Annotated in this window: 25 protein-coding genes; 21 read left to right on the top strand and 4 right to left on the bottom strand. The window is 63.2% G+C overall.

Annotated features, from left to right (window positions below; all coding sequences use genetic code 11):
* The first annotated feature begins 4 nt into the window (after positions 1-4).
* Together AAGS40_RS01170 and AAGS40_RS01165 are read left to right on the top strand one after the other, a co-directional pair.
* A complete protein-coding gene (locus AAGS40_RS01170) occupies positions 5-784 on the top strand; it encodes an SDR family oxidoreductase (protein WP_345812644.1) in 780 nt (259 codons plus the stop codon).
* Between the two features lie 357 nt (positions 785-1,141).
* Positions 1,142-2,728 carry an ABC transporter substrate-binding protein gene (locus AAGS40_RS01165; RefSeq protein ID WP_345812643.1) on the top strand — a complete coding sequence of 529 codons (1,587 nt, stop codon included), beginning with the start codon at positions 1,142-1,144 and terminating at the stop codon, positions 2,726-2,728.
* Positions 2,729-2,848: 120 nt separating this feature from the next.
* Here AAGS40_RS01165 and AAGS40_RS01160 read toward each other — a convergent pair whose 3' ends face one another.
* Complete coding sequence (locus AAGS40_RS01160; RefSeq protein WP_345812642.1) at positions 2,849-3,922, bottom strand: MBL fold metallo-hydrolase; 1,074 nt, start codon at positions 3,920-3,922, stop codon at positions 2,849-2,851.
* Positions 3,923-4,088: 166 nt separating this feature from the next.
* On the opposite strand from AAGS40_RS01160, the gene AAGS40_RS01155 reads away from it, so the two are divergent.
* The 12 genes from AAGS40_RS01155 (at position 4,089) to bioB (ending at position 17,695) form a co-directional block, all read left to right on the top strand.
* Positions 4,089-4,493 (top strand): MerR family DNA-binding transcriptional regulator, encoded by a 405-nt coding sequence (locus tag AAGS40_RS01155; protein WP_345812640.1) that lies wholly within the window; start codon positions 4,089-4,091, stop codon positions 4,491-4,493.
* Positions 4,490-6,319, top strand: coding sequence for a bifunctional isocitrate dehydrogenase kinase/phosphatase (aceK, locus tag AAGS40_RS01150; RefSeq protein ID WP_345812638.1), 1,830 nt, complete (start codon positions 4,490-4,492; stop codon positions 6,317-6,319). The genes AAGS40_RS01155 and aceK overlap by 4 nt, the downstream gene beginning before the upstream one ends.
* Positions 6,320-6,456: 137 nt before the next feature.
* Entirely contained in the window at positions 6,457-7,233 is a 777-nt protein-coding gene (gene can, locus AAGS40_RS01145) for a carbonate dehydratase (RefSeq protein WP_345812637.1), read from the top strand.
* Between the two features lie 20 nt (positions 7,234-7,253).
* Positions 7,254-8,447: an acetyl-CoA C-acetyltransferase gene (locus AAGS40_RS01140; protein WP_345812636.1), complete on the top strand. Its 1,194-nt coding sequence runs from the start codon at positions 7,254-7,256 to the stop codon at positions 8,445-8,447.
* An 11-nt stretch (positions 8,448-8,458) separates the two neighbouring features.
* Positions 8,459-9,136 carry an SDR family oxidoreductase gene (locus AAGS40_RS01135; protein WP_345812635.1) on the top strand — a complete coding sequence of 226 codons (678 nt, stop codon included), beginning with the start codon at positions 8,459-8,461 and terminating at the stop codon, positions 9,134-9,136.
* 32 nt (positions 9,137-9,168) lie between these two features.
* Entirely contained in the window at positions 9,169-10,299 is a 1,131-nt protein-coding gene (locus AAGS40_RS01130; RefSeq protein ID WP_345812634.1) for an acyl-CoA dehydrogenase family protein, read from the top strand.
* A 5-nt stretch (positions 10,300-10,304) separates the two neighbouring features.
* Positions 10,305-10,754, top strand: a complete 450-nt coding sequence (locus AAGS40_RS01125) for a YchJ family protein (RefSeq protein WP_345812633.1) — start codon at positions 10,305-10,307, stop codon at positions 10,752-10,754.
* Positions 10,755-11,338: 584 nt separating this feature from the next.
* Positions 11,339-12,625 (top strand): CocE/NonD family hydrolase, encoded by a 1,287-nt coding sequence (locus tag AAGS40_RS01120; protein ID WP_345814449.1) that lies wholly within the window; start codon positions 11,339-11,341, stop codon positions 12,623-12,625.
* Positions 12,626-13,314: 689 nt separating this feature from the next.
* Positions 13,315-14,679: an adenosylmethionine--8-amino-7-oxononanoate transaminase gene (bioA, locus tag AAGS40_RS01115; protein WP_345812632.1), complete on the top strand. Its 1,365-nt coding sequence runs from the start codon at positions 13,315-13,317 to the stop codon at positions 14,677-14,679.
* Positions 14,679-15,863: an 8-amino-7-oxononanoate synthase gene (gene bioF, locus AAGS40_RS01110; protein ID WP_345812631.1), complete on the top strand. Its 1,185-nt coding sequence runs from the start codon at positions 14,679-14,681 to the stop codon at positions 15,861-15,863. Before bioA ends, bioF begins: the two co-directional genes overlap by 1 nt.
* Positions 15,860-16,579 carry a dethiobiotin synthase gene (bioD, locus tag AAGS40_RS01105; protein WP_345812630.1) on the top strand — a complete coding sequence of 240 codons (720 nt, stop codon included), beginning with the start codon at positions 15,860-15,862 and terminating at the stop codon, positions 16,577-16,579. The genes bioF and bioD overlap by 4 nt, the downstream gene beginning before the upstream one ends.
* 33 nt (positions 16,580-16,612) lie before the next feature.
* Entirely contained in the window at positions 16,613-17,695 is a 1,083-nt protein-coding gene (gene bioB, locus AAGS40_RS01100) for a biotin synthase BioB (protein WP_345812629.1), read from the top strand.
* Between the two features lie 105 nt (positions 17,696-17,800).
* Here the strand turns inward: bioB and AAGS40_RS01095 are convergent, their stop codons facing one another.
* The gene (locus tag AAGS40_RS01095; RefSeq protein ID WP_345814448.1) at positions 17,801-18,790 is read right to left on the bottom strand and encodes a sulfate ABC transporter substrate-binding protein; all 990 of its coding nucleotides are present in this window, start codon (positions 18,788-18,790) and stop codon (positions 17,801-17,803) included.
* 190 nt (positions 18,791-18,980) lie between these two features.
* Positions 18,981-19,592: an alpha/beta hydrolase gene (locus AAGS40_RS01090; protein WP_345812628.1), complete on the bottom strand. Its 612-nt coding sequence runs from the start codon at positions 19,590-19,592 to the stop codon at positions 18,981-18,983.
* A gap of 334 nt (positions 19,593-19,926) precedes the next feature.
* Here AAGS40_RS01090 and AAGS40_RS01085 point away from each other — a divergent pair, with 334 nt between their 5' ends.
* The 6 genes from AAGS40_RS01085 to AAGS40_RS01060 all read left to right on the top strand — a co-directional run bounded on the left by AAGS40_RS01085 (position 19,927) and on the right by AAGS40_RS01060 (position 24,077).
* Complete coding sequence (locus AAGS40_RS01085) at positions 19,927-20,868, top strand: glyoxylate/hydroxypyruvate reductase A (RefSeq protein WP_345812627.1); 942 nt, start codon at positions 19,927-19,929, stop codon at positions 20,866-20,868.
* Positions 20,869-20,929: 61 nt separating this feature from the next.
* Positions 20,930-21,856 (top strand): hydroxymethylglutaryl-CoA lyase, encoded by a 927-nt coding sequence (locus tag AAGS40_RS01080; RefSeq protein WP_345812626.1) that lies wholly within the window; start codon positions 20,930-20,932, stop codon positions 21,854-21,856.
* Between the two features lie 74 nt (positions 21,857-21,930).
* The gene (locus AAGS40_RS01075) at positions 21,931-22,452 is read left to right on the top strand and encodes a YbaK/EbsC family protein (protein ID WP_345812625.1); all 522 of its coding nucleotides are present in this window, start codon (positions 21,931-21,933) and stop codon (positions 22,450-22,452) included.
* A 4-nt stretch (positions 22,453-22,456) separates the two neighbouring features.
* Complete coding sequence (locus tag AAGS40_RS01070) at positions 22,457-22,690, top strand: DUF1289 domain-containing protein (protein ID WP_345812624.1); 234 nt, start codon at positions 22,457-22,459, stop codon at positions 22,688-22,690.
* Positions 22,687-23,166 (top strand): MaoC family dehydratase, encoded by a 480-nt coding sequence (locus AAGS40_RS01065; RefSeq protein WP_345812623.1) that lies wholly within the window; start codon positions 22,687-22,689, stop codon positions 23,164-23,166. The genes AAGS40_RS01070 and AAGS40_RS01065 overlap by 4 nt, the downstream gene beginning before the upstream one ends.
* Complete coding sequence (locus AAGS40_RS01060) at positions 23,163-24,077, top strand: MBL fold metallo-hydrolase (protein WP_345812622.1); 915 nt, start codon at positions 23,163-23,165, stop codon at positions 24,075-24,077. The genes AAGS40_RS01065 and AAGS40_RS01060 overlap by 4 nt, the downstream gene beginning before the upstream one ends.
* Before the next feature lie 361 nt (positions 24,078-24,438).
* On the opposite strand, the gene AAGS40_RS01055 is transcribed toward AAGS40_RS01060, so the two are convergent.
* Positions 24,439-25,329 carry an alpha/beta hydrolase gene (locus tag AAGS40_RS01055; RefSeq protein ID WP_345812620.1) on the bottom strand — a complete coding sequence of 297 codons (891 nt, stop codon included), beginning with the start codon at positions 25,327-25,329 and terminating at the stop codon, positions 24,439-24,441.
* Between the two features lie 318 nt (positions 25,330-25,647).
* Here AAGS40_RS01055 and AAGS40_RS01050 point away from each other — a divergent pair, with 318 nt between their 5' ends.
* Positions 25,648-26,607 carry a nitronate monooxygenase family protein gene (locus tag AAGS40_RS01050; protein ID WP_345812619.1) on the top strand — a complete coding sequence of 320 codons (960 nt, stop codon included), beginning with the start codon at positions 25,648-25,650 and terminating at the stop codon, positions 26,605-26,607.
* Positions 26,608-26,676 lie beyond the last annotated feature (69 nt).

Here is a 26,676-nt window from a genome sequence, read left to right as displayed (position 1 = left end):
CGGAATGAGTACTCCGCAGAAAGTCTTCATTACCGGCGCGTCGAGTGGTATCGGCCTCGCGCTCGCCGCCGAATATGCGCGGCGCGGCGCGATTCTTGGCCTCGTTGCCCGCCGCGGCGACGCCCTTGCTGCATTCAGGCAGTCTCACCCGCAAAACCCCATTTCCATCTATTCCGTCGACGTACGAGACGCCGAGGCGCTCGCCGAAGCGGCGGCGCACTTCATTGCGCAGCACGGTTTGCCGGACATCGTGATTGCCAATGCCGGCATCAGCCGCGGCGCGGCAACCGGACACGGCGACCTTCGTACGTTCCGCGAAGTGATGGACATCAACTATTTCGGCATGGTCGCCACGTTCGAACCGTTCGTCACCGCCATGGTCGGCGCGAAGAAGGGCACGCTGGTCGGCATTGCCAGCGTCGCCGGTGTGCGCGGTTTGCCGGGTTCGGGCGCGTACAGCGCGTCGAAGTCCGCGGCGCTCAAGTATCTGGAGGCGTTGCGCGTCGAGATGCGCCCGTTCGACGTGGGCGTGGTCACCATTGCGCCCGGCTACATCCGCACGCCGATGACCGCCCACAACCCGTACAGCATGCCGTTCCTGATGGACGCCGACCGCTTCGCGGTGAAAGCGGCGAACGCGGTCGAGCGTCGCACGGCGTTCGCGGTATTCCCCTGGCAGATGCGTATCGTGGCCATGCTGCTGCACATCCTGCCGCGCTGGCTATATGACCGCGCATTCGAGCATGCGCCGCGCAAACCGCGCACCACCGTCGAAGCCGAGTAAATCAGCGCAAGCGCGCAGCGCCAGACGAGGCCGGCTGCACCTTTGGCCATTCCACGTGACGCCCCGTTTGCCGGCACAGCGCGGCCGGAGCCTGCGCACGCCGGAACAGCGACGTCGTCCGCACCCTATGGATAGGTGGATTAAGTTGTTGTCGCCGCAACCACCCTTCGATAAGCTTTCGCGAAGGACGCGGGACGCGTGCGGCGCGGTCACCATGAAGCCATGCGCCAGCGCCAGCGCCAGAAACGTATCACAATGAAATGGACGGCCATGCCTGGCGCCGCGCCGTCTTTCGTCAACGGAACATAACCACACAACCAGACGCACTGCCTGACTGCGCTCGTTATGGGAGAACCTATGCGCTTCAAACTGCTCGCAGCCGCCGTACTGTTCACGGCGCCCGCGCTCGTGCTCGCCAAACCGCTGACTGTCTGCACCGAGTCGAGCCCCGACGGCTTCGATGTCGTGCAGTTCAATTCGCTCGTCACGACCAACGCGTCGGCAGACGTGATCTTCAACCCGCTCGTCTCGTACGATGAGGCCGCGAAGAAAGTGGTGCCCGCGCTGGCCGACAAGTGGGAAGTGAGCGCCGACGGCCTCACTTATACGTTCCATCTGCGGCCGAACGTGCAGTTCCAGAGCACCGACTACTTCAAGCCCACGCGTGCGCTGAACGCCGATGACGTCGTCTTCACGTTCGAGCGCATGCTCGACGGCAACAATCCGTGGCACAAGGTGGCAGGCGCAAGTGGTTTTCCGCACGCGCAGTCGATGGGCTTGCCCAAGCTCATCAAATCCGTGAGCAAGGTCGACGACAACACGGTCAAGTTCGAACTGAACGCACCGGACGCGACCTTCATCTCGATCCTGACAATGGGTTTTGCGTCGATCTATTCGGCTGAATATGCCGACCAGTTGCTGAAGGCCGGCAAGCAGGCCGATCTGAACGCAAAGCCGATCGGCACGGGACCGTTCGAACTGAAGAGCTACACGAAAGACGCGGTGATCCGCTACGACGTGAATCCAGGCTACTGGGGTCCCAAGCCGAAGATCGACCGCCTGATCTACGCGATCACGCCGGACGCCACGGTGCGCGCGCAAAAGGTCAGGACGGGCGAATGCCAGATCGCGCTCTCGCCCAAGCCGCAGGACCTCGCCGACGCGAAGGGCGACAAGTCGCTCGCTATCGTGCAAACGCCGGCGTTCATGACGGCGTTCGTCGCGTTGAACACGCAGAAAAAACCGCTGGACAACCAGAAGGTGCGCGCCGCGCTGAACATGGCGTTCGACCGCACGACATACCTGAAGACCGTGTTCGACAACACGGCGACGCCGGCCGTGAATCCGTATCCGCCGAACACGTGGAGCTACGACAAGGCAGTCAAGGCATGGCCGTATGATCCTGCCAAAGCAAAGAAGCTACTCGCCGACGCAGGCTATCCGAACGGCTTCGAGACCACCATCTGGGTGCGTCCTACCGGCAGTGTGCTCAATCCAAATCCGAAGGCTGGCGCCGAGCTGCTGCAAGCCGATTTCGCAAAGATCGGCGTGAAAGCGGACGTGAAAGTGATCGAATGGGGCGAGCTGATCAAGGAGGCCAAGCAGGGCCAGCACGACTCGCTGTTCATGGGTTGGGCGGGCGACAATGGCGACCCGGACAACTTCCTGTCGCCGCTCTTTAGCTGCAACGCGGTAAAGTCGGGCATCAACTTCGCGCGGTTCTGCGACCAGGATCTGGACAAGCTGATCGCCGACGGCAAGGCCACGCCGGACCAGTCGAAGCGCGCGAAAGCCTACGAGCAGGCGCAGCAGATCATTCACGATCAGGCGCTGTGGATTCCGCTCGGATATCCCACGGCCGCGGCCATCACGCGCACGAATGTGAGCGGGTATCACGTGAGTCCGTTTGGGCGGCAGAATTTTGCGGCGGTGTCGGTGCAGTAAGTGCCTGCAGTAAGGGCCGCTGTGAGTGCCCGCTAGAAGCGCCGAATAGCGCTGCCAGAAAAATGCCCGGCTGCTGTGATGAAGCAGTCGGGCTTTTTTATCACGCCATCGCGGGTTCAATTACACCGGCGCAAACCGCACGACCCCATCCTCGCCCTGCTCGCGCTTCAATTCACCAGCCAGCCACAACAGATGCAGGTGAGCCAGCGCTTCGCCCATTGCAAACGTCATCTGATGGATATCGAGCTGGCGCTTGAACATGAGCGGCACGATATCCGCCGCGCTTTGCGGCGTCTGCGCGCACGCTTGCCTCACCTCGTCCAGACGCGCATCGTGATGCTCGCGTAATTGACGAATGCGCGTACGCACGCCGCGAAATGGCTTGCCGTGCGACGGCAGCACGAGCGTGTCTTCCGGCAACGTCTCGTAGCGCCCGAGCGACTCCAGATACAGCGCGAGCGGCGTACCTTCCGGTTCCATATCGAACACCGAAACATTGGTCGAAATACGCGGCAGCACCATGTCGCCGGAAATCAGCACGCCCGCCGTTTCGCAATACAGCGCGCAGTGTTCAGGCGAATGGCCAAAGCCCGTTATTACGCGCCAGGTTCTGCCGCCGATCTCCACCGGGTCGCCTTCGCGCAAACGGCGATACTGGGCGGGAAGAGCCGGTACGAGGCTCGCGTAGTAGCTCTTGCGGTTGCGCAGTTTGTCGAGCGATTCCTCGTCCGTCACGCCATGCCGAGCGAAGTGGCGCGCCGCACCCTCGCCGCCTGCATTCGAGCCGTCGCCGGCCGCCATCACCCGTGCCTGCATGTATTCGCCATGCGTGATCCACAGCCGCACGTCCCAGCGCTTCTTGTCGCCGCCCGCGCAGATCCAGTGAGCGAGGCCGATATGGTCCGGATGACAGTGCGTGACGATCACGCGCAACACCGGCAGTCCGTCCAGCACGCTGTCGAACGCGCGCTCCCAGTTCGCTTTGATCTCATCGGACGTAATGCCGCAGTCGACGACCGTCCAGCCCTGCTGCCCGTCGATCTCATCGCGCAACAACCACAGGTTGATGTGGTCCAGCGCGAACGGCAGCCGCATGCGCAGCCAGAACACGCCGGGCGCAACTCCCATCGCCTGACCGGCTTCGGGCAGCGTATCGTTGAACGGGTAGTCGAGTTGATGTTCGAGTGCATTCATTGTGGATGTCTTCCTCCGTCGGCCGTCCGGCATGGCGAGGTGTGCGAGCCCGTCGGCGTGGTTTGCGTGCCGCGTTGCGCCTGGTTGCGTTCCGTTTAGGTTGACGATAACGTAAACGTCGATTCTAACGTTCTATCTGTTTTTCTGCCGGCCACGGAATGTCCTGATGAACACGCAATACACGATTACCGAACTCGCGCGGGAATTCGACGTCACGCCGCGCGCGATCCGCTTCTACGAAGATCAGGGTTTACTCTCACCCAGCCGCGAAGGGTCGAGCGGTCTGCGGCGCGTTTATTCGGGCCGCGACCGGACGCGGCTGAAACTCACGCTGCGCGGCAAACGGCTGGGCTTCACGCTGTCGGAAATCCGCGACCTGCTGGACGTGTACGAATCGCCTACGGACACCGTTCCGCAGTTGCATGCGTTCCTCGCCACGGTAGCGCGGCATCGCGAAGTGCTGGAACGTCAACTGGAAGATCTGAACGCGACGCTGGAAGACCTCGCGCAGTACGAAGCCCAGGCGCGTGCGATGCTTGAAAGCGGGGCGCGGGAAACGCGGCAGGCATGAATCACTTTCCCAAACTGCTGTCGTCGCAGATCGGATTTGACGTCGCGCAGACGATGCTGGAGGGATTCGACCGCCATTACCGTGTCTTTCGCGACGCCGCGATCCGTGCCCGCACGTTGTTCAAACGCGCCGACTGGCACGGTTTGCAGAAGCTGGCGCGCGATCGCATCACATCGTATGACGAGCGCGTGAGCGAGTGCGTGGCGCTACTCGAAGACGAATACGACGCGGAACATATCGACGACGAAGTGTGGCAGCAGATCAAGCTGCATTACATCGGCCTGCTGACCACACACCGCCAGCCCGAGTGCGCCGAAACGTTTTTTAATTCGGTGTGCTGCAAGATTTTGCACCGCTCGTACTTCAACAACGATTTCATTTTCGTGCGCCCCGCGATCTCGACCGAATACATCGAGAACGACGAGCCGGCCGCGAAACCCACCTACCGCGCGTACTATCCGGGCAACGACGGTCTTGCCGCGACCCTCGAACGCATTGTCACGAATTTCCAGCTCGACACGCCATTCGAAGATCTGACGCGTGACGTGGGCTGCGTAATGCAGGCCATTCACGACACGTTCGGCGCGTTCGACGAGGCGCCCAACTTTCAGATCCACGTGCTGTCGTCGCTGTTCTACCGGAACAAGTCGGCGTATATCATTGGGCGCATTATCAACGGCGATCTGCTGCTGCCTTTTGCTGTGCCGATCAGGCATGCGAAGCCGGGACTGCTCGCACTCGACACGGTGCTGCTCCAGCGCGACCAGTTGCTGATCATTTTTAGCTTCTCGCACTCGTACTTCCTCGTGGATATGGACGTGCCGTCGGCGTATGTCGAATTTCTCGGCACCATCATGCCGGGTAAGCCGAAAGCGGAAATCTATACGTCCCTGGGTCTGCAGAAGCAGGGCAAGAATCTGTTTTATCGCGACCTGCTGCATCATCTTTCCCATTCCAGCGACCGGTTCATCATCGCGCCCGGCATCAAGGGACTCGTGATGCTGGTGTTCACGCTGCCGTCGTTCCCGTACGTCTTCAAGCTGATCAAGGATTCCTTTCCGCCGCCGAAAGACACCACGCGCGCGCGGATCAAGGAAAAGTATCAGCTCGTCAAACGACACGACCGTTTAGGCCGCATGGCGGACACGCTCGAATATTCGAGCGTCGCGCTGCCTCTTTCGCGCCTCGACGAAGCGCTCGTGAGGGAACTCGAAAAGGAAGTGCCGTCGCTAATCGAATACGACGGCGACAACCTCGTGATCCGGCATCTGTATATCGAACGACGCATGGTGCCGCTCAACCTGTACCTGCAAAACGGCACGGACGAAGAAGTGGATCACGGCATCCGCGAATACGGCAATGCGATCAAGGAACTGATCCAGGCGAACATTTTCCCCGGCGACATGCTGTACAAGAACTTCGGCGTGACGCGACACGGGCGCGTCGTGTTTTATGACTACGACGAGATCGAATATCTGACCGACTGTATCGTTCGCGCGGTGCCCGCGCCGCGTCACGAGGAAGACGAAATGTCGGGCGAGCCGTGGTACGCGATTGGCCCGCACGACATTTTCCCGGAGACGTATGGCACCTTTCTGCTCGGCGACCCGCGCGTGCGCCGTGCCTTCATGCAACACCATGCGGACTTCTTCGACCCGGCGCTCTGGCAACGGCACAAGGATCATCTACTGAAAGGCGAACTGCCCGACTTTTTCCCTTATGACAGCAGCGCGCGCTTTTGCGTGCGATATCCGGAGCGCTTTGCCGACGCGAACGCGGCACAAACGGCGGGCGTCATGCAAGGCGCTGCCGCGCGAGCGGCGTGAAGCGCTGCCGCGCCCGGCGCTGCGGCGCCCGGCGCGGCGGCACCCGTCGCGGCAATGTGCGCAACCGCATCCGCTGCCAGACATCTATGTAACGACATCGACCGGCACGCCGGTCGAGCACACGGCCCAGACGCAACATGACTACGAACGACGCTTCCAAACCTCACCCTCTCGCGCATCTGTTCGACAACAACGACGCGTGGGTGGCCCGCAAACTGGCCGAAGACCCGGAGTACTTCTCGCGTCTCGCCCATCAGCAGACGCCCGAGTATCTGTGGATCGGCTGCTCCGATTCGCGTGTGCCGGCCAACCAGATCATCGGCCTGCCGCCGGGCGAAGTGTTCGTGCATCGGAACATCGCCAACGTCGTGGTGCATACGGATCTGAACTGCCTGTCCGTGATCCAGTTCGCGGTCGACTTGCTGAAGGTCAAGCACATCATGGTGGTCGGCCACTATGGCTGCTCCGGCGTGGGCGCTGCGCTGCACGGCCGTCGCGTCGGACTGGCTGACAATTGGCTGCACCACGTGCAGGACGTGCGCACGAAGCACGCCGCCTTGATCGAGGAATGGCCGCTCGGCGAAGCGCGTCACCGGCGCCTCGTCGAATTGAACGCGATCGAACAGGTGATGAACGTTTGCCGCACGACGATCGTCAACGACGCGTGGGCGCGAGGTCAGGCGCTGACGGTACATGGCTGGGCGTACGGCGTGCATGACGGCAAGGTGCGCGACCTCGGCATGACCATCAGCGATCCGGCCGCGCTCGACACGACGTATCAGGAGTGCGTGGCGGCGGTCTCCACCGGCGGTGCGCACAAAGCGGATAACGACGTGCTCGCCGCCGACGCCGCACAGCTCGGCGACGTGCCGGCTGTCGTCGAAGGCGTGATCAACCATCTCAAACATGAGTGACTTCAAGGAGTGAGACGAACATGAGCGACATACAATCCGACCCGATCGTCATCGTGGGCGCGGCCCGCACGCCGATGGCCGCCTTTCAGGGTGACTTCGCAGCCTTGACCGCGCCGCAACTCGGCTCGGCCGCCATTGCGGCCGCGGTCGAGCGCGCGCGTTTGAAACCCGAGCAGATCGACGAAGTGGTGATGGGCTGCGTGCTGCCCGCCGGTCTCGGCCAGGCGCCCGCGCGGCAAGCGGCGCTCGGCGCGGGCTTGCCGCTTTCCACCGGCAGCACCACGGTCAACAAGATGTGCGGTTCCGGCATGCGCGCCGCCATGTTCGCGCACGACATGCTCGCCGCGGGGTCCGCCGACGTGATCGTGGCGGGCGGCATGGAGAGCATGACGAATGCGCCGTATCTGCTGCCGAAGGCGCGCGGCGGCATGCGCATGGGTCACGGCCAGGTGATCGACCACATGTTCTACGACGGTCTTGAAGACGCCTATGAAAAAGGCCGCCTGATGGGCACGTTCGCCGAGGAATGCGCGGCGTCGTTCGACTTCACGCGTGAGGCGCAGGACGCGTTTGCCGTCGAGTCGCTCAATCGCGCGAAACGCGCCAATGAAGACGGCTCGTTCGCGTGGGAGATCACGCCGGTCACCGTCGCCGGCCGTAAGGGCGATGTGACGATCGATCACGACGAGCAACCGTTCAAGGCGAACATCGAAAAGATCCCGTCGCTCAAGCCGGCGTTCAGCAAGACCGGGACCGTGACGGCGGCCAACTCGTCGTCGATTTCAGATGGCGCTGCCGCGCTCGTGATGATGCGTGAGTCGACAGCGAAGCGGCTCGGCGTCGAACCGATTGCCCGCGTGGTCGGCCATTCCACTTTCGCGCAGGAGCCCGCGAAGTTCACCACCGCGCCGGTCGGCGCGATCCGCAAGCTGTTCGACAAGAACGGCTGGCGCGCGGAAGACGTCGATCTCTTCGAGGTCAACGAAGCATTTGCCGTCGTAACGATGGCCGCGATGAAGGAGCACAAGCTGCCGCACGAGAAAGTCAACGTGAACGGCGGCGCGTGTGCGCTTGGTCATCCGATCGGCGCGTCGGGCGCGCGCATTCTCGTCACGCTGATCGGCGCGCTGAAGAAGCGCGGCGGCAAGCGCGGCGTCGCGACACTGTGCATCGGCGGCGGTGAAGCAACGGCAATGGGTATCGAACTGATCTGAGGAGACAGGCGATGAAGACAGTATTGATTGTCGGTGCGTCGCGCGGCATCGGACAGGAGTTCGTGCGTCAGTACCTGAAGAGCGGCTGGCGCGTGCTCGCCACTGCACGCGACGGCGCCGCACTCGACGCACTCAAGGCACTCGGCGCCGAAACCTTTTCCGCCGACGTGACCGTGCCCGCAGACATCGCCGGCCTCGGCTGGAAGCTCGACGGTGAACGGCTCGATGCGGCCATCATCGTGTCGGGTGTCTATGGTCCGCGTACTGAGGGTATCGAAACGATCACGGCGGAAGACTTCGATCACGTGATGCAGACCAACGTGCGCGGTCCGATGCAATTGATGCCGGTCCTGCTGCCGCTCGTCGAGGAAGCGGGCGGCGTGTTCGCGGTGATTTCGAGCAAGATGGGCAGCATTGCCGACAGCAGCGGCACTAGCGGCTGGCTCTACCGGGTGAGCAAGGCAGCATTGAACGACGCGCTCAAACTCGCGTCGCTCGAAGCCCGGCGCGCGACCTGCGTCTCGCTGCATCCAGGCTGGGTGCAAACGGACATGGGTGGCGCGCAGGCGGCGATCGACCCCACGCGCAGTGTCGCCGGCATGCGTGAAGTGCTTGCGCAAGCGGCTGCGTCGCGCGAATCGTTCAACGGCCGCTTCTATCAGTACGACGGCACGGCGCTCGACTGGTGAGCCGCTAGCGTCAACAACGAGGAGACCAAGCCATGGTGCTTGACCAGGACCACGTGATGATTCGCGACGCCGTACGCACTTTCGTGCGGGACGCCATTACGCCGCATGCGGCGCAATGGGATCGCGAACGTATATTTCCGCAAGACGTGCACCGGCAACTCGCCGAACTCGGCGCGTATGGGGTGCTGGTGCCGGAGACCTATGGCGGCGCCGGCATGGACGCGCTGGCGCTCGCGCTGATTCTCGAAGAAATCGCCGCCGGCGATGGCGGCACGTCCACCGCGATTTCCGTCAACAACTGCCCGGTGTGCAGCATTCTGTTGACGTTCGGCAACGACGCGCAAAAACGCGAGTGGCTCACGCCGCTCGCTCGGGGCGACATGCTCGGCGCGTTTTGTCTGACGGAGCCGCAAGCCGGCTCCGACGCGTCCGCGCTTCGCACCATCGCCACGCGCGACGGCGACGCCTACGTGCTGAACGGCGTCAAACAGTTCATCACGAGCGGAAAGAACGGCGACGTCGCGATCGTGATGGCGGTCACCGACAAATCCGCGGGCAAGCGCGGCATCAGCGCGTTCATCGTGCCGACTGCCACCGAAGGTTACGTGGTAGCGCGCGTCGAGGACAAACTCGGCCAGCACTCGTCGGACACCGCGCAGATCGTTTTCGAGGACTGCCGCGTGCCGGCTGCGAACCTGATCGGCGCGGAAGGCGAAGGCTACCGGATCGCGCTGTCCGGGCTCGAAGGCGGGCGCATCGGCATCGCCGCGCAGAGCGTCGGCATGGCGCGCGCCGCGTTCGAGGCCGCGCTCGCCTATGCGAAGGAACGCGAAAGCTTTGGCGAGCCGCTCTTCGCGCACCAGGCCGTGCAATTTCGGCTGGCCGACATGGCCACCCAACTCGAAGCGGCGCGCCAGTTGATCTGGCACGCGGCGTCGCTCAAGGACGCCGGCCAGCCGTGTCTGACCGAGGCGGCCATGGCCAAGCTGTTTGCGTCCGAAGCCGCCGAGCGGATCTGCTCGGCCGCCTTACAGGTTCACGGCGGCTACGGCTATCTGAGCGACTTTCCGGTTGAACGGATTTACCGCGATGTACGCGTGTGCCAGATCTATGAGGGCACGAGCGACATCCAGAAGATCCTCATTGCGCGCGGGATAGGCTGAATCCGATGAACAAGCAATCGTTGCACGTGCAACGACCGTCCGAGTGTCCCTGCGGCGGTGCGTCGCCCGAGCTGCAGCGTGGCGCCAAAGCGCCGCGCTTCGCGCAATGCTGTGGCCGCTACATCGACGGCGGCGAGCACGCGCCGCGCGCGCTCGAACTGATGCGCTCGCGTTACAGCGCTTATGTCGTCGGCGCAACCGATTATCTTCGCGCAACGTGGGCGCCGCACACCTGCCCCGCCGACCTCGACGTCGACCCCGCCGCGTCGGACGCCGCGCGTTGGCTCGGACTCCAGATCAAAGCCTTCCATGAGGCCGACAGCCGGCACGCCACGGTTGAATTCGTCGCACGTTACAAGGTGGGAGGCCGTGCGCACCGGCTGCACGAGTTGAGCCGCTTCGTGCGTGCTGACGACGAACGTTGGCTTTATGTCGATGGCGACGTCCGCGACTAACGCCTTTTCTATTTCCTCGTCTTACATCGCAACATGGCGCGTTTAGTTGCGTAGTCAAATATGGCCCTCAATGCAGGGCCTTTCCTCTGTTGGCTCTACACCACACGCACGCAGCCCGCGTTGAGCCGACGCAAATGCTTCGTCCACCCAACCACCGTGATCGCAGCCGTTGCGCAGGTCGATATCGGCAATTCATACCCGGCATTTTTTTCGTCACGGGTTCTCCTTGATTGCACAAACCAAAATTGTCGTGCCAGGATGAGGTCGTAGGTTCATGGCGTCACGTTGCGAGAGCAGGTCCATACCCGCTCAGCAAAATGCGCAGGACGCTCTGCCGGGCATCAGACAGTGTGGGTTCGGCGGCGGTATCCAGCAGCATGATGTGACGCTCATCATCGGCGCGTGGGGTCGCGTCGGCCGTTGCGGTTCATCCCGTGCGATCTCGAGCAGCGTGCGTGCGCTTTCCGGCACAACGCACGCGAGTGTGTTTTTGTTTGTCGAAAGCTGACGAAAGCGGAATGTCAGCCAATCAGCGGCAAGCAGGCGCCACGGTGTTCGGGGCAGTCTTTTTGGCAGGTGTGTCGATGACGTTCAGCAAGGTTCTGTCGAAGTGTGTGGTGCTCTGTGCAGCGGCAACGTGCGCTGCGGCTATTGCACACGCCGACCCGCTCGCCGACACGCAGGCTGGACCGCTGGGCCGCGCGCATGTGCCGCGTATTGCACTCGACGACGACGTCTATCTGCCTACTGCCGGCCTCAACGAACAGGTGATCCGCGTCCCCGTGGACGCTGCCGGCACGGTGACGCTCGAAACGACGATCTACAAACCAGACGGCGCCGGCCCGTTTCCGATGATCGTTTTCAACCACGGCAAGATTCCCGGCGATCCACGCACGCAGGAGCGCAGCGACCCGCTGCCGTTCGCGCGCGAGTTCGTTCGCCGCGGCTATGTGGTGGTGGCGCCGAACCGTCAAGGTTTCGGCCACTCGGACGGCGTGTATGAGCAGGATGGTTGCGACGTGGAGCGCAATGGTCTCGGCCAGGCGCGCGACGTCGCGGCCACGATCGACTTCATGTCCCGTCAACCCTACGTGGACGCTTCGCATATCGTGGTTGCCGGCACGTCGCACGGCGGCCTGGCGACCATGGCTTACGGCACCGAAGCCGCGCCGGGCGTGCGCGCGTTGATCAATTTCTCGGGCGGTTTGCGTCAGGACGCGTGCACCGACTGGCAGGGCAATCTCACGCGAGCCTTTGGCGCGTACGGCGAGAAGACCAAAGTGCCGTCGTTGTGGCTGTATGGCGATAACGATTCCGTGTGGAACGCGCCGCTCGTCGCCAATATGTACGCCGCCTATGGCGCACATGGCGCGATGTCGAAAATGATCGATTACGGTAACTATAAGAATGACGCGCATCGTCTGGTAGGTGACCGGGATGGCGTGCACGTATGGTGGCCGGCCGTCGAGGCGTTCCTCGCGCGCGTGGGCATGCCGACTGGCGTTCAGTACCGTGTCGCAGATCCGTCCACGCCAAAGCCTAGCGGGTTTGCCGCGGTCGATGCCGTGGATTCCGTCCCTTATGTCGATGAAGCGGGTCGAAACGGGTATCGCAATTTCCTCCATCAATATCCGAGCCGGGCGTTTGCTGTGTCCGACAGCGGCGCATGGTCGTGGGCCGAAGGCGGGGATGATCCGATGTCGGTCGCTGTCGCGAACTGCCAGAAGCAGAGTTCGGCGCCTTGCCGCTTGTATGCGGTGAACAATGCCGTCGTTTGGGGGGACCAGTCTTCGCAGACGGCTCAAACGGGTGGCCAGAATGCTTCATCATCGGCTGCGGATGTGCGGGGCGCCATTGCCAGTCGGGAATGACGGTTGAGGTTTTCGTCTGATCGGCAGTTTTTGGATTTGGCGCGGAAAGGGTGCATCTCGAATGGATGCTCCCGCACACCTGGTATCCGTCACACAGCAGCATGCTTCCTGCGACACTTCGCTCGCCTTCCGCAGTTGTTCATCAATGCCGCCATGCTTTCCGGCATCGCCGAATTAATTAGGCGTGCTTCTCAAACGCCATGCAGGCGCCGGCGCCTGACGCCCGGCCATCCGATCGCCGGGGCGAACGCAATGACGCTTTTGGCGCGGGCGCGGGCGGCGCGAGAAATCATTCGTGGATCGACCACTCGCCGCTTCAGGCCAGGGCGCCCGCTTCGTGGCTAACGGTGTCAGCCGCTTTCCTTGCCAAGCCCACAAAGATCAAAACGGAAGGCCAACGCGCGGCCATAAGCAAAAAGCCGAGTCCAGCGGCACCAATTTGCCCCACAACCCTCCACTACTTTGACGTCGCTAACTGCGCCGATCTCCAACCATCCGCAGTAATTTGCATCGACCTGCAAAAAACATCGCCAAACCCCGCCGCCACAGGCAAAAACGCCGCTCTCAACCCTAGTGCACACGACGAAATAAACCGCTAATCTCGACCCCGCGGCGAAACAGAGGCCCGCGCACAGCGCGAAAACGTCCTCGTCGCAGCAGGAAATAGAGAGCACCCCCGGAGTACCGTATTGAAAGCACCCTCACCATCGACCTCGGCATCACCGGATGACTGGATCGCCCGCAGCCTGCGCGCCGTCTGGCACCCGTGCACCCAGATGAAGCACCACGAGCGCGTGCCGCTCGTGCCCGTCGCGCGCGGACAAGGCGCGTGGCTCTACGATCGCGCCGGCAATCGCTACCTCGATGCAATCAGTTCCTGGTGGGTCAACCTGTTCGGCCACGCGAATCCGCGCATCAACGCAGCGCTCAAAGAGCAACTGGATACGCTCGAACACGCGATGCTCGCCGGCTGTACGCACGAACCCGCGATCGAACTCGCGGAACGCCTCGGCGCGCTCACGAATAACACGTTAGGCCATGCGTTCTTCGCGTCGGACGGAGCGTCCGCCGTCGAGATTGCGCTGAAGATGAGCTTTCACGCCTGGCGCAATCGCGGCTTGGCGGACAAGCAGGAATTCGTCTGCCTCGCCAACAGCTACCACGGCGAAACGATCGGCGCGCTCGGCGTGACCGACGTCGCGCTGTTCAAGGACGCCTACGATCCGCTGATCCGTCATGCCCACGTTGTGCAATCGCCCGATCCGCGAACGGCAGCGCAGAACGAAACCGCGGCCGATGCCGCGCGTCGAGCGCTCGCTCACGTGCGCGCGCTGTTCGAGAGCCGCGCAGCCCGCATCGCCGCGCTGATCGTCGAGCCGCTCGTGCAGTGCGCGGCTGGCATGGCCATGCACCACGCGTCCTATCTGGCAGGCCTGCGCGCACTGTGCGACCAATACGGCGTGCATCTGATCGCCGACGAAATAGCCGTCGGTTGCGGACGCACAGGCACATTCTTCGCGTGCGAACAGGCCAACGTCTGGCCGGATTTTCTGTGTTTGTCGAAAGGGATCAGCGGCGGTTATCTGCCGCTTTCCATCGTCCTGTCGCGTGACGAAATTTACGAACTCTTCTATCACGACGACACCACGCGCGGCTTCCTGCATTCGCATTCCTACACGGGCAATCCGCTTGCGTGCCGCGCGGCGCTTGCCACGCTCGATCTGTTCGCCAGCGACAACGTGCTTGCCGTCAACGCACAGAAATCCGCGAAACTGAAGGCCGCGCTCGCGCCGCTTGCTGGCCACGACCAGGTTCGCGATCTGCGCCAGTGCGGCACCATCTTCGCATTCGACGCCGTGATCGACAACGTTCAGCACGCCAAAACATTCTCTCGCCGCTTCTTCGAAAACGCGTTGGAACGCGAGCTGCTGCTGCGCCCGATCGGCACCACCGTTTACCTGATGCCGCCTTACATCCTCGATGACGAAGAACTCGCGCTGCTCGCCTTGCGCACGCGCGACACCTTCGAAGCCACGCTCGCGGAGACACGCTGATGCACCTGCTCGACACACTCGCACAAGGCCTGAAAGAGATCGACACGCATGGCCTGCGCCGTCGCCGCCGCACAGCCGACACGCCCTGCGCCGCGCACATGACCGTGGACGGCCGTGCAATCATTGGCTTTGCCAGCAATGACTACCTGGGGCTTGCCGCTCATCCGGAACTGATCGCTGCAATCGCCGAGGGCGCACAGCGCTATGGCGCCGGCAGCGGTGGCTCGCATCTGCTCGGCGGCCACTCGCGCGCGCACGCGCAACTCGAAGACGACCTCGCCGAGTTTGCGGGTGGCTTTGTCGACAATGCCCGCGCGCTTTACTTCAGCACCGGCTACATGGCGAATCTGGCGACGCTCACCGCGCTCGCCGGCCGCGGCGCCACCCTGTTTTCGGATGAACTCAATCACGCATCGCTGATCGACGGCGCACGCCTGTCGCGGGCCGACGTGCAGGTCTATCCGCATTGCGACATCGACGCGTTGAGCGCGCTGCTCGACGCTTCCGACGCGCAAGTCAAGGTGATCGTCTCCGATACCGTCTTTAGCATGGACGGTGATGTCGCGCCGCTGCAGCGTCTGCTCGCACTGGCCGAGCAACACGGCGCCTGGCTGATCGTCGACGATGCGCACGGTTTTGGCGTGCTCGGTCCGCAAGGACGCGGCGCAGTTGCGCAGGCGGCGCTGCGCTCGCCAAACCTGATCAGCATCGGCACGCTCGGAAAAGCGGCGGGCGTGTCGGGCGCATTCGTGATTGCGCACGAGACCGTGATCGAATGGCTCGTGCAGCGGGCTCGTCCGTACATCTTCACGACGGCGTCCGTGCCGGCCGCGGCGCATGCGGTATCGGCGAGTCTACGGATCATCGGCGGTGAAGAAGGCGACGCGCGACGCGCGCATCTTCAGCAACTGATCGAACGCACGCGCGCCATGCTGAAGGCGACGGCGTGGCAGCCCGTCGATTCGCACACGGCCGTTCAACCCTTGATCATCGGTTCCAACGAGGCCACGCTCGACATCGCAGCGGCGCTCGATCGCGCCGGCCTCTGGGTGCCGGCCATCCGGCCGCCAACCGTGCCCGTGGGCACCTCGCGGCTGCGCATTTCGTTGTCCGCCGCGCACTCCCTGGCGGATCTGGACCGGCTCGACGCCGGCCTGCAACACCTCGAGGCCAAAGCCGCATGAGCCGCGCACTATCTTTATTCGTCACCGGGACCGATACGGAAATCGGCAAGACGTTCGTTTCGTCGGCGCTGTTGCGCGGTTTCGTCCGCGAAGGATTGCAAGCGGCCGCGATGAAGCCGATCGCGGCCGGCGCGTTCGAACTGAACGGCGTGCTGCGCAACGAGGACGCCGACCAGCTCGACGCCGCGTCGAACGTGTTGCTGCCGCCCGACATGCGCACGCCGTATCTGCTCAAGGAACCCGCCGCACCGCACATTGCCGCCGCTCTCGAACAGGTCACGTTCGACATCGATCACATCGTCGCGTGCCATCAGCAGGCGCTGACGCGCGCGGATATTGTCGTGGTGGAAGGCGTCGGCGGTTTTCGCGTACCGCTGACGGCGACGCAAGACACGGCCGACCTCGCGGTCGCCCTCAGACTGCCGGTGGTGCTGGTGGTCGGCATGCGGCTTGGCTGCATCAGTCATGCGTTGCTTACCGCCGAGGCGATCGCGGCGCGCGGTCTGTCGCTCGCGGGTTGGGTCGCCAATCGCGTCGATCCCGACATGACGTTCCCCGACGAAAACATTGCGTCGATCCGCGAGCATCTGGCGCGTGAATACGACGCGCCACTGCTCGGCATCGTGCCGCATCTGAACCCGGCATCGCCCGAACTGGCGGCGCACCAACTCGATATCAACCGGCTTCTGCACACGCTGCGCGACGCGCAGCGCTGAGTCACAGCACATCCATCCATGAGGATCGCCCCTATGACGCAACTCAACCTCACTCCAACACTCGCCGACGCGGCCGCGAGCAACCACAACGCGAACGCAGCCGCCGCGAAACAGGCCGCGCGCTGGCGCGTCGCGGACATCGTCGCGCTGTACGAACTGCCGTTCAACGATCTGATGTTCCGTGCCCAGCAAACGCATCGCGAGCATTTCGACGCGAACACCGTGCAACTCTCGACGCTGCTGTCGATCAAGACCGGCGGCTGCGAGGAAGATTGCGCCTACTGTCCGCAGTCGGTGCATCACGATACGGGTTTGCAGGCCGACAAGCTGATGCCGGTGGACGACGTACTCGCCGCCGCCCGCGCCGCGAAAGAAAACGGCGCCACACGTTTCTGCATGGGCGCTGCATGGCGTAATCCGAAAGACCGTCACCTCGAACCGATCAAGGACATGATCCGCGGCGTGAAGGCGATGGGTCTGGAAACCTGCGTGACGCTCGGCATGCTCGAAACGCACCAGGCGCAGGCGCTGCGTGATGCGGGCCTCGACTACTACAACCACAATCTCGACACGTCGCCGGAGTTCTACGGGCAGATCATTTCGACGCGTACCTATCAGGACCGTCTCGACACGCTCGAACGCGTGCGCGACGCGGGCATCAACGTATGCTGCGGCGGCATCGTCGGTCTCGGTGAATCCCGTCGCGAACGCGCCGGCCTGATCACGCAACTGGCGAACATGGAGCCGTATCCGGAATCGGTGCCGATCAATAACCTCGTCCAGGTCGAAGGCACACCGCTGACCGGCACGGAAGCCATCGATCCGTTCGAATTCGTTCGAACCATTGCCGTCGCGCGCATTACGATGCCCAAGGCGATGGTGCGCCTCTCAGCAGGTCGCGAGCAGATGGATGAAGCGCTGCAGGCACTGTGCTTCCTCGCCGGCGCGAATTCGATTTTCTATGGCGATCAGTTGCTTACGACGAGCAATCCGCAAGCAGAAGCCGATCGCAAGTTGCTCGAACGGCTTGGGATTCGTGCCGAGGCAGCGCAGCAGATGCCGCTGGATCAAAGCGGCTGCGAGCGCGGGTGTGACACACATTCGGCGCCGAACTGAAAGCCTGCTCAGGACGTCGGGCGAGCGCACCAACGCTCCGCCCGATAAAAAAGGCCGCGCTCGCTTCTGCGAGGCGGCCCTATGGCTCAAGCCCACCTTGCGGCTTTATTTCCTGTCCACCACGATCTGATCAAACGTGCCGCCGTCGGAGAAATGCGTTTGCTGCGCTTTCTGCCAGCCGCCGAACATCTCCTCGACAGTGAACGTTTTAATGGGCTTGAATTCCGCGGCATGCTTCGCGAGCACAGTCTTGTCGCGCGGACGCAGATGATGCTGCGCGATGATTTCCTGTGCCGCCGGCGACCACAGGTAGTCCAGATACGCCTGCGCCTGCTTGCGGGTGCCGCGCTTGTCGACCACCTTGTCGACGATGGAAACAGGCGGCGCCGCCAGCAAGCTCACCGACGGATACACGGCTTCGAAATTGCCCGCGCCCACTCCTGTGTCGATCAGTGACACTTCGTTTTCAAACGTCACGAGCACGTCGCCGATGCCGCGTTGCGTGAAGGTCGTCGTCGCGCCGCGGCCGCCCGTATCGAGCACCGGCACGTTGCGGAAAATGGATTTTTCGAAATCGATTGCCTGCGCATCCGTGCCGCCGTGCTGCTTGCGATAACCCCACGCTGCAAGATAGGCGTAGCGGCCGTTGCCCGAGGTCTTCGGATTCGCGATCACCACCTGCACGCCGGGCTTCGCGAGGTCGTCCCAGTCCTTGATCTGCTTCGGATTACCCTTGCGCACGAGGAACACCATCGTGGTGGTGTACGGCGCGCTGTCATCGGGCAAACGCGTGCGCCAGTTCGCCGGCACCAGGTGGCCCTTTTCGGCGAGCAGGTCGATGTCGTTCGGCTGGTTCATCGTCACGACATCCGCCTGCAGACCTTGCAGGACCGACAGCGCCTGCGCACTCGACGCGCCATGCGACTGTCGAATGGACACCGTCTCGCCCGTTTTCTGTCTGTATGCGGTGATGAAGCCCGCGTTGATGTCTTTGTACAGTTCGCGCGTGACGTCGTACGAGACGTTCAGCAGCGATGTCTCTGCACGCGCCGCCGGCGCACCGCCGATTGCGAACGCGAGCGCGATTGCCGTCATGCCGGCCGTGAACCAGCGCGATGTCCCCGTGTTGCCTGCCATCTTGTGCCCGCCTTTGGATGATGAAACCGGTGGCCGCACGAATGTGCAGCGTGAAGCGGGATTCTAACGGATCGCTTACTCGCGCAATGGAGCGTCCCTGCGCGCCGTCGCGCTAATGATCGCGCCGGGTAAGCACATGGCGCGGCACTCAGACGGCCCACGCAAATGGCTGCTGCACGCTATCGGGTGATTCCTCGCGAAAACGTAGGGGCGCCGCGCAATGAACCAGCGTGTCGATGAAATACTTCGCACGCGGCCACGGACCGAAGCCGGCCGCGGTATTGATATGGCCCGCGTCGCCGAGGTTGACGAACGCGCTGCCGAAACGCTGGGCCAGGTCGCGCGCGCCGGCAATCGGCATCCACGGGTCGGTTTCGCTGCCGACCAGAATGGACGGCACACCCAGACGCCGCGCCTCGAACGACCCGGCGAAGGCGAACTTTTGCGGACTGGCGGGCGCGACGAACAGCGCGCCAACGACGTCGTTCGCATAGGAGCTCTGCTGCAAGGCATGTGCCGCCGCGAGGCACCCGAAGCTATGAGCCGCCAGCACGAACGGACCACGCTCGCGCGCCAGCACGTCCCGCAGCGATTGAGACCAGAGCGCGACGTCAGGCGCGTCCCAATCGGCCTGCTCGACACGCACTGAGCGTGCAAATTGCCGCTCGAGCCACGTTTGCCAGTGCGCGCCTTCACTGCCGTGCAAGCCGGGCACGGTGACGAGCCGCGGCGGCCATGTCGATCTGGTGCATGAAAGCATGTCTGCCTCTCCCTGCGGGAAACCGGGGTTGATTGTGCTGCCCGTCGCGGCATCGGCGAACCAATTTTTTGTGCTTTCTTTATTGGCTTTTGTGCGGGCGATGCAGGCATTCTCCGCAGAAATCGCGTCGCCGCCTCTCGTGAGCCGCGCCCGGAAAATCGGACACCCTAGCGCAAACGCACGCAATACGCGTCGAAAAAGTAGAATGAAGCCTGTTCATAAAAGGAGGAGAGCCGATGCGGCAAGCGTCGCCACGAGCGCTGCGAGCGGTATTGCCGCCGCGCCTGACCTTCTCCGCCGACCGACTTGATGACGCAGGCGCCTACCGCACCGTATGAAAGTCCTCTTCTACATGCCGCATGCCGACGCCCGCGCATGGCTCAACGATTTTGCGCGCGCGCTGCCCGAAGCCGATGTGCGCGAGTGGCGCCCGGGCGACACCGCGCCGGCGGATTTCGCGGTGGTGTGGCGCCCGCCGCGCGAAATGCTGGCGGGCCGCGACGACCTGCGCGCGATCTTCAACCTCGGCGCGGGCGTCGACGCGATCCTCGCCCTGGAGCACGAGCATCCGGGCATGCTGCCGCGCGCGGCGCAACTGATCCGTCTCGAAGACTCCGGCATGGCGCCGCAAATGGCCGAATACGTGTCGCATGCGGTCCTGCGATATCTGCGTCGTTTCGACGAATATCAGATGCTGCAAAACGAACACCGCTGGCAGGTGCTCGACCCGCATCCGCGCGACACGTTTATTGTCGGCGTGCTCGGACTTGGCGTGCTCGGCTCGCATGTCGCACACACCCTCGCGGGTTTCGGCCTGCCGGTGCGTGGATACAGCCGCGGGATGCGCGTCGTGGACGGTGTCGCGACATTCGCCGGTCAAGCGCAGTTCGACGCTTTCCTCGACGGTGTCAAGGTGCTGGTGAACCTGCTGCCGCACACGCCCGACACACGCGACGTGCTCGACGTTCACACGTTTTCGAAACTCGCGCGCGGCGCCTATCTGATCAACGTTGCGCGCGGCGCGCATCTCGTCGAACAGGATCTGCTCGACGCGCTAGCCAGCGGCCAACTGACGGCCGCCACGCTCGATGTGTTTCGCGAAGAACCGTTGCCGCCCGATCATCCGTTCTGGCGCGAACCGCGCATCACGATCACGCCACACGTGTCCGCGCTTACTCTACGCGAGGAAAGCGTCGCACAGGTTGCGCAAAAGATTACCGCGCTGATTCGCGGGGAACGTGTGAGTGGCGTGGTCGACATCGAACGCGGATACTGAACCTACCGGAAACTGAAGACTCAACCGAAGAAGCGCCGCCGCGTGCGGCAGGAGACAGATCATGGCCCTACCCCAGCAAGTGAAAGTCGTGGAAGTCGGTCCGCGTGACGGCTTGCAGAACGAAAAGGAATTCGTGCCAACAGCCGTCAAGATCGAGTTGATCAACCGCTTGTCGGCGGCAGGTTTGCGCAATGTCGAGGCGGCCTCGTTCGTGTCGCCGAAGTGGGTCCCGCAAATGGCAGACGGCGCCGACGTGATGGCCGGCATCGAGCGACGCCCCGGCACGATCTATTCAGTGCTGACGCCGAACCTGCGCGGCTTCGAAGGGGCGCTCGCCGCCCGCGCGGACGAAATCGTGATTTTCGGCGCGGCGAGCGAAGCGTTTTCGCAGAAGAACATCAACTGCAGCATTGCGGAAAGTATCGAGCGGTTCGCGCCGGTCGCGCAGGCGGCGCGGGAACATGGCGTGCGGATTCGCGGCAGCGTATCGTGCGCACTCGGTTGTCCCTATCAGGGTGAGGTGCCGGTCGCGTCGGTCGTCGACGTCGTGCAGCGTTTCGCCGCACTGGGCTGCGACGAAATCGACATTGCCGACACGATCGGCGTCGGCACACCCAGGCGCACGCGTGAAGTGTTCGAAGCCGTCACTCAGGTGTTCCCGCGTGAGCAGCTGTCCGGTCATTTCCACGACACGTATGGGCAGGCGCTCGCCAACATTTACGCCGCGTTGCAGGAAGGCATCGAGATTTTTCACGCGTCGGTGGCGGGGCTTGGCGGCTGCCCGTATGCGAAGGGCGCCACCGGCAACGTGGCAACCGAGGACGTGCTGTATCTGCTGAACGGACTCGGTATCGACACGGGCATCGACCTCGCACAGGTGGTGGCAATCGGCGATTTCATCTCGACTTCGATTGGCCGGCCCAACGTATCGCGCGCCGGCAAGGCGTTGCTCGCGAAGGCGCGCAACGAAGCGGCCAACTGCGTCTGAGTGCGCAGGTGTGCGCTTGCTGCGCGCCACGCACACAACCGGGCTCTTCAGATTAACCATCAGGACCTGAAACGATGACAGACCACGCTTCACCCGACTCTCTGGATCTCACCGCGCTGCCTGACTCTGCCCGCCGCGTCGCGTTGCTGTTGCGCGAACGCGGTCACGCGGGCCGGATCGTGATGCTGCCGGAAACCGGCAAGACCTCCGCCGAAGCCGCTGCCGGTCTCGGTTGTTCGGTGGCGCAGATCGCCAAGTCGATCCTGTTTCGCCGCCGCGAGGACGACGCGCCGGTGCTCGTCGTGGCGAGCGGCGCAAACCGCGTCGACGAACAGAAAGTGGCGGCGCAAGTGGGCGATATCGGCCGGGCGGACGCGAAGTTCGTGCGCGAAAAAACCGGTTATGCGATTGGCGGCGTGTGCCCGATCGGCCACGCCACGGAACCGGTCACGCTGATCGACGCCGACCTGCTCGCACTGGACAGCTTGTGGGCCGCGGCTGGCCATCCGCATGCGGTCTTCAATCTGACGGCGCAGGAGTTGATCGCGCTGACAGGCGCGCCGGTGGCCGACGTGGCGCTGCGCGAAACGGCATGACACCATGACAGCGGCGAACGGACACGACGACGGGCACAGCGGCGGCGTGCCGTCGCCTTGCATCAGCGTGTGCAGAATGGACGCGTCAACCGGATGGTGCGAAGGCTGCCTGCGCACCATCGACGAAATCGCCGGCTGGTCGCTTTTCAGCGACGATGCCAAACGCGGCATCTGGAACGCGATCGAGCTGCGTCACGTCGAATTCATGGCCCGACAACAGGCAAGAGGAGCACGATGAACGCCGCGCCGCGCATTGTCACACTCGGCGAGACCTTCAGTTCGACGCTCGCGTTATCGGTGGATTCGATCAAGTCGTTCGCCACGCTCGTCAACGATCTCAACCCGCTGCATCATGACGACGCCTACGCCGCGCAGAGCCGCTTCGGTGGACTGATCGCGTCGGGCACGCAGCCCACCGCGCACTTCATGGCGCTGCTGGCCACGCATTTTTCCACCTACGCACAGCCGCTTGGGCTCGAATTCGATATCAAACTGAAGAAGGCCGTTCACGCCGACGACACGCTCACGATTACCTGGCGCGTGCGAGACGCGTACTGGAAGCCGGGCCTGAACGGCGACCTGACGCATCTCGAAGGAACAGTGGTGAACCAGCGCGGCGACGTCATGCTGGTCGGTACGTCGACCATTCTCGTGATGCCGAAGCCTGAGGCTGCCTTGAAAGCGGGATCAGAAAAGGGAGCAAAAGCGCCATGATCGCGTTGCCCGCATCGGTACGCGTGTTCGAACGCGGCTGGCTTTCGTCGAACAATGTGCTGCTGCTCGATGACGCCAGCGCTGCGCTCGTCGATACCGGCTATGCGACGCACGCGCCACAAACGCTCGCGCTCATCCGGCAGACGCTCGGCGCGCGGCCGCTCGATCTGATCGTCAACACGCATCTGCATTCGGACCATTGCGGCGGCAACGCGCTGCTGCAGGAAACCTACTCGTGCCGCACCGTGATACCGGCGTCGGAGGGGCCAGCGGTGCGCGATTGGGACGAGGCGCGCCTCACGTTTCGCGCTACCGGCCAGCCGTGCGAACGTTTTACTTTTACGGGGACGATCGAGCCCGGCATGGACCTGCGGCTGGGCGCGCTCGATTGGCAAGTGCTCGGCGCACCAGGCCACGATCCCCATTCGCTGATGCTGTATTGCGCGGACGAGTGCATCCTGATCAGCGCGGACGCGCTGTGGGAAAACGGCTTTGGCGTGATTTTTCCCGAACTGGAAGGCGAAAGCGGCTTCGCCGAAGAACAGGCCGTACTCGAAGCGATCGCACAGCTCGACGTGCGCGTGGTCATTCCCGGCCACGGTGCGCCTTTTACGAATGTCGGCGCAGCACTCGAACGGGCGTTTTCACGCGTCGCATGGTTGCGCGCCGATCCTGCGCGCAATGCAAAGAACGCGCTGAAAGTGCTGATCGTATTCAAGTTGCTGGACGTGCGCGCAATGACTTTCGACGCGCTGCTGCGCATGCTCGACGATGCGGCCGTCATGCGCGCCGCCGCGTCGATGCTCAAACCTCGCAGCGAATGGCCGGCGCTTCTGGCGAGCATTGTGCAGGAGCTGGCCGCGAAGAACGGACCGCTGGAAGTGGAGGGCTCGCGCATCAGCGCACGCTGAGCGTGAAGTTGCGACGTGCCGACGCTTCGACACTTCGACGCTTCGACACTCCGATGCGGCAACCGTTGCCGTGCAGCCATCCAGAAGCGCCACCACGCAAAAAGAAAAGCCGCTCGGCCCGTGAAGGCGAGCGGCGCAAGCTCTGTTTGACGTGATCAGCGTCAGAACGAATGATACGCGCGCCAGTTTTCTGACCGCATCGGTGATTTCCCTACAGTTCCATGACGCCGGGTTTTAAAGGCGCATACATGCCGTGCGCTCAGATGCAGGCGAGACAGCGCACTGCGTGCGCGATTATTCTGCAATCCGTAATATTCGACCATCTTTCGTTATAGCACGACGCAGTCCACGTACACGGCGTCTATTGTTCCACTGCCTCGAAGAAAGACAGCATTTCGGCGACCAGTTCTTGCGACGCCTCCTCCGGTATGTAATGGCCGCACGGCATCGCGCGGCCGCTCACGTCGCGCGCCACGTGACGCCACTCCGCGAGCGCGTCGAAGCATTTCTCGATCACGCCTTTATCACCCCACAACACGCGCAGCGGACAGCCGATCTTGTGCCCCCGCTCGACGTCGGCGCGATCGTGTTCGAGGTCGATGCTTGCGGACGCACGATAGTCCTCGCACATCGCATGCACGGCAGCCGGTTCCGCAAGCGCCGCGCGATAGGCGTCGAGCGCGGACGGCTCGAACGGTGCCAGCCCAGCGTGCCGGCTGCCCATGACGGCGTCCACATAAGCGGCCGGATTCGCGCCAATCAGCGTCTCGGGCAGCGGCTCCGGCTGGATCAGGAAAAACCAGTGGAAGTACAGCGTGGCGAACGTGCGGTCCGTGGCTTCGTACATGGCGAGCGTCGGTGCGATGTCGAGCAGCATCAGGCGTTCGACGGCGTCCGCATGATCGAGCGCCATCCGATGCGCGACGCGCGCGCCACGATCATGCGCGCACACGAGGAATCGTTCGAAGCCGAAGTGGCGCATCACGGCGACCTGATCGGCTGCCATCGTGCGTTTGGAATACGGCGCGTGGGTTGCGTCGCTCGGCGGTTTGCCGGACGCGCCGTAGCCGCGCAGATCGGTGGCAATGACAGTGAAGTGCTCGGCCAGTTGCGCCGCGCAGCGCGCCCATATCAGATGCGACTGCGGATGACCATGCAGCAGAAGAAGCGGTGGCCCTGCGCCGCCCTTCACCCCGAAAATGTCGACATCGCCCACGGCAATGCGAAAGGGCGTGAAATCCTCGAAGGCCATGACATGTCTCGGGTCGTTGGATGTATTGACATTGTAGGAGCGCGATGTGTCCAGTGAGGTGGGACAGCCCACGCAAGCATAGAAGCTGAACTCTCACTCCAACTGTTCTCACTGCGCGGAGCTCAACACACGGCGTATGCTTCGCCTATAATCGAACGATCGTTCTTAAATGCGGGCAGTGTTGGTGAATGCCGGCGCACATGTGAGTCGCAGCATCGGCGTGCCGGTCCAAACGCACGGCGCGCCCTGTACCGCTAAACTCAATCGTCGCCGGGCGCTCGCCCCGCACCGCCCGCTCAATAACAGGAGACTCGCACCATGGCTTTGCCCGCCGTCCTGCAAAAACTCGCACTTCCCGTCGTGGCGTCGCCCATGTTCATCGTCAGCTATCCGGAACTCGTGCTGGCCCAATGCAAGGCGGGAATCGTCGGCTCGTTTCCGGCGCTGAACGCCCGCCCAGCCGAACTGCTCGACGAATGGCTCACGCAGATTCAAACGCAACTCGCCGAACACCGGGCAGCGAATCCCGACGCGATCATCGGGCCGGTCGCCGTGAACCAGATCGTACATCAGTCGAATACGCGACTCGAGCATGACGTGCGTGTTTGCGTCGAACACAAGGTGCCGATTTTCATCACGAGTCTACGGGCGCCGGCGCGCGAGATCGTCGATGCGGTGCACAGCTACGGCGGCATCGTGCTGCACGACGTGATCAACCTACGGCATGCGCAGAAGGCGCTGGAAGCAGGCGTCGACGGTTTGATCCTGGTGGCTTCGGGTGCCGGCGGACATGCGGGCACGACGTCGCCGTTCGCACTGGTCGGCGAAGTGCGGCGCATCTTCGACGGCCCGATCGTGCTGTCGGGCTCGATTGCGAACGGCGGCTCGATTCTCGCCGCGCAAGCGATGGGCGCGGATCTCGCGTACATGGGCACGCGTTTCATCGCCACCAAAGAGGCGCACGCGGTGGAGAGCTACAAGCAGGCCATCGTCAAGTCCACTGCGTCGGACATCATCTACACGAACCTCTTCACCGGCGTGCACGGCAATTACATACGCGAGAGTATCGTGAACGCCGGTCTCGACCCCGAAGCACTGCCCGAATCGGACAAAACCAAGATGAACTTCGGCAACGACAAGGCCAAAGCGTGGAAAGACATCTGGGGCGCGGGCCAGGGTGTCGGGCTGATGGACGATGTGCCGGGCGTCGCCGAACTGGTGCAGCGTCTGTCGAAGGAATACAACGACGCGAAAGCGCGGCTGGGCATTGCACGCTAGTTAGCCGGGTTGACCGTCACAGGTCGAGCGGGGAGCGGCGTGGCGGGCAAGGTGTTCGCCCGCTCGCGC

It is taken from the genome of Paraburkholderia sp. PREW-6R (assembly GCF_039621805.1).
In the GTDB taxonomy this organism is placed as follows: Bacteria; Pseudomonadota; Gammaproteobacteria; order Burkholderiales; family Burkholderiaceae; genus Paraburkholderia.
This window is presented reverse-complemented; position numbering and strand designations above follow the sequence as displayed.

Coding starts and splice junctions, on each gene's coding strand:
- bioD (WP_345812630.1), top strand. CDS start 15,860: ATGAGCCGCGCACTATCTTTATTCGTCACCGGGACCGATACGGAAATC.
- AAGS40_RS01135 (WP_345812635.1), top strand. CDS start 8,459: ATGAAGACAGTATTGATTGTCGGTGCGTCGCGCGGCATCGGACAGGAG.
- can (WP_345812637.1), top strand. CDS start 6,457: ATGACTACGAACGACGCTTCCAAACCTCACCCTCTCGCGCATCTGTTC.
- AAGS40_RS01120 (WP_345814449.1), top strand. CDS start 11,339: ATGACGTTCAGCAAGGTTCTGTCGAAGTGTGTGGTGCTCTGTGCAGCG.
- AAGS40_RS01155 (WP_345812640.1), top strand. CDS start 4,089: ATGAACACGCAATACACGATTACCGAACTCGCGCGGGAATTCGACGTC.
- AAGS40_RS01050 (WP_345812619.1), top strand. CDS start 25,648: ATGGCTTTGCCCGCCGTCCTGCAAAAACTCGCACTTCCCGTCGTGGCG.
- AAGS40_RS01080 (WP_345812626.1), top strand. CDS start 20,930: ATGGCCCTACCCCAGCAAGTGAAAGTCGTGGAAGTCGGTCCGCGTGAC.
- AAGS40_RS01070 (WP_345812624.1), top strand. CDS start 22,457: ATGACAGCGGCGAACGGACACGACGACGGGCACAGCGGCGGCGTGCCG.
- bioF (WP_345812631.1), top strand. CDS start 14,679: ATGCACCTGCTCGACACACTCGCACAAGGCCTGAAAGAGATCGACACG.
- AAGS40_RS01170 (WP_345812644.1), top strand. CDS start 5: ATGAGTACTCCGCAGAAAGTCTTCATTACCGGCGCGTCGAGTGGTATC.
- AAGS40_RS01090 (WP_345812628.1), bottom strand. CDS start 19,592: ATGCTTTCATGCACCAGATCGACATGGCCGCCGCGGCTCGTCACCGTG.
- aceK (WP_345812638.1), top strand. CDS start 4,490: ATGAATCACTTTCCCAAACTGCTGTCGTCGCAGATCGGATTTGACGTC.
- AAGS40_RS01075 (WP_345812625.1), top strand. CDS start 21,931: ATGACAGACCACGCTTCACCCGACTCTCTGGATCTCACCGCGCTGCCT.
- AAGS40_RS01095 (WP_345814448.1), bottom strand. CDS start 18,790: ATGACGGCAATCGCGCTCGCGTTCGCAATCGGCGGTGCGCCGGCGGCG.
- AAGS40_RS01140 (WP_345812636.1), top strand. CDS start 7,254: ATGAGCGACATACAATCCGACCCGATCGTCATCGTGGGCGCGGCCCGC.
- AAGS40_RS01060 (WP_345812622.1), top strand. CDS start 23,163: ATGATCGCGTTGCCCGCATCGGTACGCGTGTTCGAACGCGGCTGGCTT.
- AAGS40_RS01125 (WP_345812633.1), top strand. CDS start 10,305: ATGAACAAGCAATCGTTGCACGTGCAACGACCGTCCGAGTGTCCCTGC.
- AAGS40_RS01165 (WP_345812643.1), top strand. CDS start 1,142: ATGCGCTTCAAACTGCTCGCAGCCGCCGTACTGTTCACGGCGCCCGCG.
- AAGS40_RS01065 (WP_345812623.1), top strand. CDS start 22,687: ATGAACGCCGCGCCGCGCATTGTCACACTCGGCGAGACCTTCAGTTCG.
- AAGS40_RS01160 (WP_345812642.1), bottom strand. CDS start 3,922: ATGAATGCACTCGAACATCAACTCGACTACCCGTTCAACGATACGCTG.
- bioB (WP_345812629.1), top strand. CDS start 16,613: ATGACGCAACTCAACCTCACTCCAACACTCGCCGACGCGGCCGCGAGC.
- AAGS40_RS01055 (WP_345812620.1), bottom strand. CDS start 25,329: ATGGCCTTCGAGGATTTCACGCCCTTTCGCATTGCCGTGGGCGATGTC.
- AAGS40_RS01130 (WP_345812634.1), top strand. CDS start 9,169: ATGGTGCTTGACCAGGACCACGTGATGATTCGCGACGCCGTACGCACT.
- AAGS40_RS01085 (WP_345812627.1), top strand. CDS start 19,927: ATGAAAGTCCTCTTCTACATGCCGCATGCCGACGCCCGCGCATGGCTC.